Origin of the sequence: Streptomyces sp. 150FB (assembly GCF_000818195.1) — a bacterium.
Lineage (GTDB): Bacteria > Actinomycetota > Actinomycetes > Streptomycetales > Streptomycetaceae > Streptomyces.
In genome coordinates this window covers 5,799,641-5,807,918 of the sequence record NZ_JTHL01000001.1, presented here as the reverse complement: position 1 = coordinate 5,807,918, position 8,278 = coordinate 5,799,641, and the positions used below count along the sequence as shown (strand labels likewise).

At 72.1% G+C, this 8,278-nt stretch carries 5 protein-coding genes and 1 pseudogene; 3 read left to right on the top strand and 3 right to left on the bottom strand.

The window, feature by feature from the left end; all coding sequences use genetic code 11:
• Both QR77_RS49080 and QR77_RS25100 read right to left on the bottom strand, forming a co-directional pair.
• A partial coding sequence (locus tag QR77_RS49080) for a protein kinase (RefSeq protein WP_040024363.1) occupies positions 1-1,126 on the bottom strand: 1,126 nt, incomplete at its 3' end.
• Positions 1,127-1,351: 225 nt separating this feature from the next.
• Positions 1,352-3,337, bottom strand: coding sequence for a serine/threonine-protein kinase (locus QR77_RS25100; protein WP_040024362.1), 1,986 nt, complete (start codon positions 3,335-3,337; stop codon positions 1,352-1,354).
• Positions 3,338-3,496: 159 nt separating this feature from the next.
• Between QR77_RS25100 and QR77_RS25095 the strand changes: the two genes are divergently transcribed.
• Complete coding sequence (locus QR77_RS25095) at positions 3,497-4,615, top strand: serine hydrolase domain-containing protein (RefSeq protein WP_078877100.1); 1,119 nt, start codon at positions 3,497-3,499, stop codon at positions 4,613-4,615.
• Between the two features lie 99 nt (positions 4,616-4,714).
• Here QR77_RS25095 and QR77_RS25090 read toward each other — a convergent pair whose 3' ends face one another.
• Entirely contained in the window at positions 4,715-6,421 is a 1,707-nt protein-coding gene (locus QR77_RS25090) for a glycerol-3-phosphate dehydrogenase/oxidase (protein ID WP_040024361.1), read from the bottom strand.
• A gap of 229 nt (positions 6,422-6,650) precedes the next feature.
• Between QR77_RS25090 and QR77_RS25085 the strand changes: the two genes are divergently transcribed.
• Together QR77_RS25085 and QR77_RS49075 are read left to right on the top strand one after the other, a co-directional pair.
• A complete protein-coding gene (locus tag QR77_RS25085) occupies positions 6,651-7,913 on the top strand; it encodes a nucleotide sugar dehydrogenase (RefSeq protein WP_040024359.1) in 1,263 nt (420 codons plus the stop codon).
• 107 nt (positions 7,914-8,020) lie between these two features.
• Positions 8,021-8,278, top strand: a pseudogene (locus tag QR77_RS49075) (hypothetical protein); the annotation flags it as partial.

The window sequence follows — 8,278 nt, the reverse complement described above, 5'->3', positions numbered from 1 at the left end:
CGCGGTACGCGGCGATGGCGCCGGCGCGCGCGGCGCGGATGTCCCCCGAGGCGTTGCCGCCGGGGAGCGCCGGGAGACCGCCCTGCTGCGGGGGCCTGGGCATCGCGCCCGACGTACCGGAGGAGTCGTCCCGGTACGGGATGGCGTACGGGCTGTCCTGGCCGCCGGGGCCCCTGGCGGACTCCAGCGCGGCGCGCCCCTGCGAGCCCGGCAGTCCGGCGGTCGCTCCGGGCGCCGCCCCCGTCCCGTACGGCAGCCCGGGACCGTACGGGAGTCCGGGCACCGGAGGCTGGTCACCGGCGGTGTCGTGGCCGGCGCTGTCGTGGCCGGCCGGGGGCTGCTGGGTCGCCGGGACCGCCGGAACTCCCGGGCCCAACTGCCCGTACGGATCCGGCTGTCCCTGGATGCCGGGAGCCGGGGGTGTCCCCGGTCCTGTCAGGTGGTCAGGTCCGGCCTGGCCGCCCGTGATGCCGGGTCCTGACGCGCCGTCCGGCTGTCCCGCGATGCCCGGCTGCGGCGGCGGCGCCACTCCCGGCTGCATCGGCGCCGTCACGTACCCGCACAGCGCCTCCTCGGCCGCGCCCACGGCGAGTCCCGTCAGCACCACCCGTCCGTCGTCGCAGACCAGCACCGTACGGGCGGTGATGTTGCGGTGGGTCCAGCCATGGGCGTGCAGTACGCGGACGGCGGTGAGCACGTCGGAGGCGATCTCGGCCGCGCGGTACGGGTTCAGCGGCTCCTCGGCGAGGAGCGCGGCCAGGGGCCTGGCCGCCACCAGTTCGCTCACTATCCACAGCGAGCCCGACTCGGCGAAGACGTCGAAAACCTGGTCGAGCCGGGGGTGGTCGGGGATCTGGGCCGCGCTCTGCGCCGCCTCGATGGCCCGCCGTACCGCCGGATCGGCCGGGCCGCGCGTCGAACGCCCGGAGGCGCGGCGCGGCGCCGGGCCGCCCTCGGCGTCGAGGACCTCGGCCTCCACGACTTCGGGCAACGGCACTTGTCTGACGAGGACTTCCTGGCCGCTGTACGTGTCGAAGGCGCGCGTCTCGGCGAGTTCGTACTCGTCGGAAGGCGGCAACGGCAGGCGATAACGGTCGGCAAGCACCCGCCCCGCGTATTCGTCCACTACGCCTCCCCACACACTGCGCTGTCTCCCGGTCCCGGAGACCCCGCGAGACCGCCAATTCCGGTCGGTTACCGGCCCATTGCGGATGCGTACGGTTCGCGAGTTCTCACGATACGTGGCCGGAGACGAACGCGCCGCAGGGTCGGGGCAACCCGTAGCGGAACGTTGCACCACGGTGACCCGGCCCCATCGTCGCGGCCGGGCGCCCGTGGAGTGTTCTGCCCCTCAGCCGGTCGGCCGGAACGTGCTGAACGCGGTTTCCCGCATCGTCCTGCATTCCGTGCCGTTCCACTCGCTCGCCTTGCAGCTCACCATGATCGAATAACCGTGCTTGGAATCGATCTTGAATCCCCGGTCGAGAACGTGTGAACGGATACCGGCGCTCTCGTCGCGCTCGAACTGCCAGTCGGCGACAGTCGGATATCCGTTGTAGCTGACCTTCTTGATGCTGATGAGTTTGTAGTTGCTGCTGCTGCCGGCCACGGCGGGGGCGAGCTGCTTCCAGGCGAGAACGGCGTCATCGGTCGGGCTCTTGGTGAAGTCGATCTGCACGCGCGGGAATCCACCGCTCTTCGCGCTGTATATGACGCCCGAGTCCGTGCCCGCGATGGCGATCTTGTGGAACCCCTTGGGCATCGTCATCGAGAAACGGAACTTCCCGTCGGTGACCTTGGCGTACCCGGCGGGCAGCGAAGCGCCGTCGCCCGTACCGCCGGAGCCCGCGGTGGATCCGGGGTCCGAGCCCGCGTCGGGGGACGCGGTGGCCGGGGGCGGGCTCGCTGTCTGACCCGCCGTGGCGCCCTCGCCCTTGCCGCCGGCCTTTCCTGAGGCCTGGTCCGTGCCCGGCTCGGCCGCGCCCTTGCCGCTGCCGCCGGTGTCGGCGCCCGCCGAGGCCGAAGCGCCGTTGCCCCCGGCTGTCTTGTCCCCGTCGGTCTTGCCCGAGCCGCCGTCCAGGGTGAAGGCGAGGATCACGCCGATCACGACCACGACGGCCACCGCGATGATGATCAGCGTGCGGCGGGGAACAACATCGGTCAGTGAGGCGCGCGGCGCGTCCGAGCGCGAGACGGCGGTGGCCGCGCCCGGCTCGGGTCTCGGCGCCGCTTCGGCCTTGGCCGCGTTGCGTACGGAGCGCAGCGCGCCGCGCATCCGGTCGGCCGTCGCGTCGCCCGCCGGCTTCGGAGGCCTGGCCGCCTTCGGGGGCTTCGGGGCCTTCGCGGCCTTGGGAGGCGTCGTCGGGGGAGCGTCCTCCGGCACCGGAGGCAGCGGGACCACGCGCGTGGCGTCGAGAGCCACCGGCTCCTCGGGCTTCTCCGCCTTCTCAGGGGCGTTGACCACGTCGAGGAGCAGCGCACGCGCGCCCGCGTCGTCGAGACGCTTGTCGGGGTCCTTGTCGAGCAGGCCGTAGATGACGTCCTTCAGCGGGCCCGCGTTCTTCGGGGGGTCGACCGGTTCGGTCATCACCGCCGTCAGCGTGGCGATCGCCGAGCCCTTGTCGTACGGCGGGGAGCCCTCGACCGACGCGTACAGCAGCCCGCCCAGCGACCAGAGGTCGGCGGCCGGACCCGGCTTGTGGCCACGGGCGCGCTCCGGCGAGATGTACGAGGGGGCGCCGACGAGCATGCCGGTGGAGGTGACCGAGGGGTCGCCCTCGACCTGCGCGATGCCGAAGTCCGTGAGGACGACGCGCCCGTCCTCGGAGATCAGTACGTTGGACGGCTTCACGTCGCGGTGCAGAATGCCCTCGCGGTGCGCGGAGCGCAGCACGTCGAGGACCGCGAGACCCACCTCGGCCGCGCGCCTGGGCGTGAGCGTGCCGTCCTCGCGTACGGCCTCGGCGAGGGACTTGCCCTCGATCAGCTCCATGACGATCCAGGGCCGGTCGTCCTCGTCGACGACGTCGTAGACCGTGACCGCGCCATTGTTGCGGATCCGGGCGATCGCCTTGGCCTCGCGCAGCGTGCGCGTGATGAGCCGGCGCTTCTCGTCGTCGTCGATGCTGGAAGGGAAGCGCAGCTCCTTCACGGCGACGGTACGGCCGAGCGTCTCGTCGAGGGCCCGCCAGACAGTGCCCATGCCACCGCGCCCGAGCACCTCACCCAGCCGGTACCTGCCTGCGAGCAGGCGCCCTTCGGTGCTCCCTTTCGCGCTCTCGCGCGTATCTCCCTGGGGCTCCTGCGCCGTGTCCCGCGACTGCTCCGCCTCCGACATGCGTCCCCTCTGCGATACCTGAATCCTGGCCCGCGACCTCTGCCGTTCACGCGATTCCAACGCGACGTGGCAGGGCCCCTATTGTCCCTCACCCCGGGACCGCCGATGCTCTCGGGGCGGGCGTCCGCCAGGATGGGGCCGGAGGGAGGGACCCCCACCATGCCACTACCCCGGACCCGATTGATCACCCTGCTGGTCATAGGGCTGTTCGGACTTGGCACCGGCGTGCTGGGTACGGGCGTACGAAACGCGGATGTCGCCCGCGCCGACTACCGCCCCCTCCGCACCTCCCGCGCACTCGCCCAACTCGTCTCCAGGGGCCGGGCGCCGGGCGCCGCGCTGCTCGCCGAGACGGCGTCCGGGACCGCTTCGGGGAATGCTTCCGGGGGCGGCGGGCGGTTCGAGGCCGCCGGCACCGGGATGCGACGGGCCGACCACTTCCGGGCCGGCAGCATCACCAAGACCCTGGTGGCGACGGTCGTTCTGCAACTGTCGGCCGAGGGCGAGTTACACCTCGCGGACAGCGTCGACCAGTACCTGCCCGGTCTGGTGCGCGGCCACGGCAACGACGGCCGGCGGCTCACCCTGCGCTCCCTCCTCACCCACACCAGCGGTCTCCACGACTACACCTCCGACACCTCGGCGCCCGTGCCGACGACCCCCGAGGCCGCGCTCCGTACGGCGCTCGTCCACCGGCCGGGACCGCGCGGTGTGTACGCGTACTCCAACACCGACTACATCGTGCTCGGCATGGTCGTGGAACGCGTCACGGGACGGACGTACGCCGCCGAGGCCGAGCGCCGCGTCATCGGCCCGCTGGGTCTCACCGGGACGTCCTTTCCCGGTGGCAGTACGGCGCTCCCGGTGCCGCACGGCCGCGCGTACACCCGGACGTCGGGCCCGGCGGGTCCGCCGCGTGATGTGACGCGGCTCGATCCGCGTACGGCGGGCGCGGCCGGTGAGCTGATCTCCACGCTGGACGATCTGAACCGCTTCTTCGGCGCCCTCCTCGACGGCGAACTCCTCGCGCCGCCCGAACTGCGCGAGCTGCTGGACACCGGCGCCACCCACGGCGCCTACGGCCTGGGGATCTTCCCGCAGCGGCTGTCCTGCGGGCTCACGGTCTGGGGCCACAACGGCAGGATCGCGGGCAGTTACGTCCGTACAGCCGCCACCCGCGACGGCCGCCACACCCTCACCTTCCGCGTGGACACCGACACCCTCGCCGACGACGCGCCGGAGACAAGGCTGCTCGAAGCGGAGTTCTGCCGCTCCTGACCACCCGTCCCCGACCCGCCGTCAGATCGCCCGCCCCACCGGCCAGTCAGATCCCGCACCGCCCGCCACACCGGTCCCATCAGATCCCGGCAGGTCCCGTCAGGTCGGCACGATGTCCGGCGCACCGAGCCGCGCCGCGTCAGCGGTCAGGTCGTCCGGCTGCCGCTGCGACTCCCGCTCCGCCTCCACCCGCTTCTCGTAGTGCTCGACCTCGCGTTCTATCTGGTCCCTGTCCCAGCCGAGCACCGGCGCCATCAGCTCGGCGCACTCCAGCGCGCTGCGCGTCCCCCGGTCGAAGGTCTCGATCGAGATGCGCGTACGCCGCGTGAGGACGTCGTCGAGATGGCACGCGCCCTCGTGCGAGGCCGCGTAGACGACTTCGGCCCGCAGGTAGTCGTCGGCCGCCGACAGCGGCTCACCGAGCCGGGGGTCGGCCGCGATCAGTTCGAGCACCTCCTCGACGAGCGTGCCGTAACGGTTGAGCAGGTGCTCGATCCTGACGACATGGAGCCCGGTGCGCTCCGCCATCCTCGCCCTGCCGTTCCACAGCGCGTGGTACCCCTCGGCGCCGAGCAGCGGCACGTCCTCCGTGACGCACTCGGCCACCCGCTGGTCGAGCCCGTGCACGGCCTCGTCCACCGCGTCCTTCGCCATCACGCGGTACGTCGTGTACTTGCCGCCGGCGACCACGACCATGCCCGGCACCGGATGCGCCACCGTGTGCTCGCGCGAGAGCCTGCTCGTCGCGTCGGACTCCCCGGCGAGCAGCGGGCGCAGTCCCGCGTACACCCCCTGCACGTCGTCGCGCGTGAGCGGGACGTGCAGCACCGCGTTGACATGTTCGAGCAGGTAGTCGATGTCGGCGCTGGAGGCCGCCGGGTGGGCCTTGTCGAGGTCCCAGTCCGTGTCGGTGGTGCCGACGATCCAGTGGCGGCCCCACGGGATCACGAAGAGCACCGACTTCTCGGTGCGCAGGATCAGTCCGGTCGTGGAGTGGATGCGGTCCTTGGGCACGACCAGGTGGATCCCCTTGGAGGCCCGCACATGGAACTGTCCCCGCTCGGCGATCAGCCCCTGGGTGTCGTCCGTCCAGACCCCGGTGGCGTTGACGACCTGCTTGGCCCGGATCTCGTACTCCCCGCCGCCCTCCACGTCCTGCACCCGGGCGCCGACGACCCGCTCGCCCTCCCGCAGGAAGCCGACGACCCGGGCGCGGCTCGCGACCCGCGCGCCGTAGCTCGCCGCCGTACGCACCAGGGTCGCCACATAGCGGGCGTCGTCCATCTGCGCGTCGTAGTACTGCAGGGCGCCGACCAGGGCGTCCTTCTTCAGGCAGGGCGCCACTTTCAGCGCGTGGCGCCGTGAGAGGTGGCGGTGCAGCGGCAGTCCCCTGCCGTGCCCCGAGGACACCGACATCGCGTCGTACAGCGCGACGCCCGAGCCCGCGTAGAGCCGCTCCCAGCCCTTGTGCTGGAGCGGATACAGGAACGGCACCGGCTTCACGAGATGCGGCGCCAGCTTCGACAGCAGCAGCCCGCGCTCCTTGAGGGCCTCGCGCACCAGCCCGAAGTCGAGCATCTCCAGATACCGCAAGCCGCCGTGGATCAGCTTGCTCGAACGGCTCGACGTGCCGGACGCCCAGTCCCGCGCCTCCACCAGTCCGGTGGCCAGGCCACGGGTCGCCGCGTCGAGAGCGGTCCCGGCCCCGACCACGCCGGCGCCCACCACCAGTACGTCAAGTTCGCGCTCCGCCATCGCCGCGAGCGCCTGTGCGCGCTCCTCGGGTCCCAGTGTCGCTGTCCTCACCGCTGCCTCCCGTCGCCCCGTGTGGTCGGGCTCACAGCTCGATTCTGTCCGCGATCTCCGACTTCAGCCACCGCCTGTGGATAACTCCGGCTTACAAACGAGACCCACCCGGCCTCTCAATACGGCATATCGGTCATATTTACGCCTAGTCTGACATTGCGCTTGCCCGTTCTGTCCACACGGCTTGCGCTCACTGTCCACTCCGGTTAAGGGAAGGACGGCCACCGTCATGCCCGCAGATCTCGCCGTCATCGGACTCGGCCATCTCGGCCTGCCGCTCGCCCAGGCCGCCGTAGCCGCCGGTATCGACACCATCGGCTACGACACCGACCCGCTCCCGGTCGCGCACCTCGCCGCCGGCCACCCGCCGGTCGAGGGATCCCTCTCGGCCGCCGGCATCCGCAGGATGCTGTCGGGAGGCTTCAGGCCGACCACCGACCCGGCCGACCTCGGCCGGGTCCGTACGGCCGTCATCTGCGCACCGGCCCCACTCGGCGCCGACCGCGTCCCCGACCTGACCGCGATCGGCGACGCGGCCCGCGCGCTCGCCGCCCGGCTGCGCCCGCACACCACCGTGCTGCTGGAGTCCCCGGTCGCCCCCGGCACCACCGAGGGCTTCCTGCGCGCCCTCCTTGAGGAGGGCTCGGGGCTCCGCGCCGGACGCGACTTCCACCTCGCGTACTCCCCCAGCCGGCTCGACCCCGGCAGCCGTACCCACGACTTCGCCGGCACCCCCAAGGTGATCGGCGGCCTCACCCCGGCCTGCACCGAATCCGCCGCCGCCTTCTACGGACGCCTCACCGACAAGGTCGTACGCGCCCGGGGCCCGCGCGAGGCGGAGACCGTCAAGCTCCTCGAAACCAACTTCCGCCATGTCAACATCGCGCTGGTCAACGAGATGGCGGTCCTCTGCCACGACCTCGGCGTCGACCTCTGGGACGTCATCCGCTGCGCCGAGACCAAGCCCTTCGGCTTCCAGGCGTTCCGCCCGGGACCCGGCGTCGGCGGCCACGGCGTACCGATCGACCCCAGCTACCTCCCGCACGCCGGCCGCACACCGGGCCATCCGCTGCGGATGGTCGGCCTGGCGCAGGAGATCAACACCCGGATGCCGCAGTACGTCATCCAGCGCTGCGCGACCCTCCTCAACGAACACGGCAAGTCGGCGCGCGGCGCCCGCGTCCTGCTGCTCGGCGTCACCTACAAGCCGGACCTCGCCGACCAGGAGAGCTCACCGGCCACCGAGATCGCCCAGCGCCTGATGGACCTGGGCGCGGCCGTCAGCTACCACGACCCGTACGTCCCCGACTGGCGCGTACGCGAACTGCCCGTACCGCGCGCCGACTCCCTCTACGAGGCGGCGGCCGACGCCGACCTGACGGTCCTGCTCCAGCACCACAGGACGTACGACCTCCAGGGCCTCGCGGTCAAGGCGCAACTCCTCCTCGACACGAGGGGAGCGAGCCCGGCGGGCGCCGCGTACCGCCTCTGAGCTGCCCCCTCCGGGAAAACGCCTGCGGGACTGTCCGTCCCGGCTGCTACTGTCCAGGCCGCGCACACGACATGCGCACAACATCTTTTCCCTGGGGGGAATTCCGCATGAGCCAGCCCGTTCCACCACCACCCGGCAACCCGTTCGCACCCGGCGCGATGCCGCCGACCCCGCTCGCCCCGCCGCCCGCGGTGGTCCGCGCCAACACGGGGCTCGCCGTGGCGACCGCCGTGGGCACGGCCCTCGTGGCCGCCCTGGTCTACGGCGGCATAGCCGGAGCCATCGAGCACGAGATCGGCTGGGCGGCCATCGCCGTCGGCTTCGTGATCGGCTTCGCCACCGGCAAGGTAGGCGGCCCCAACCCG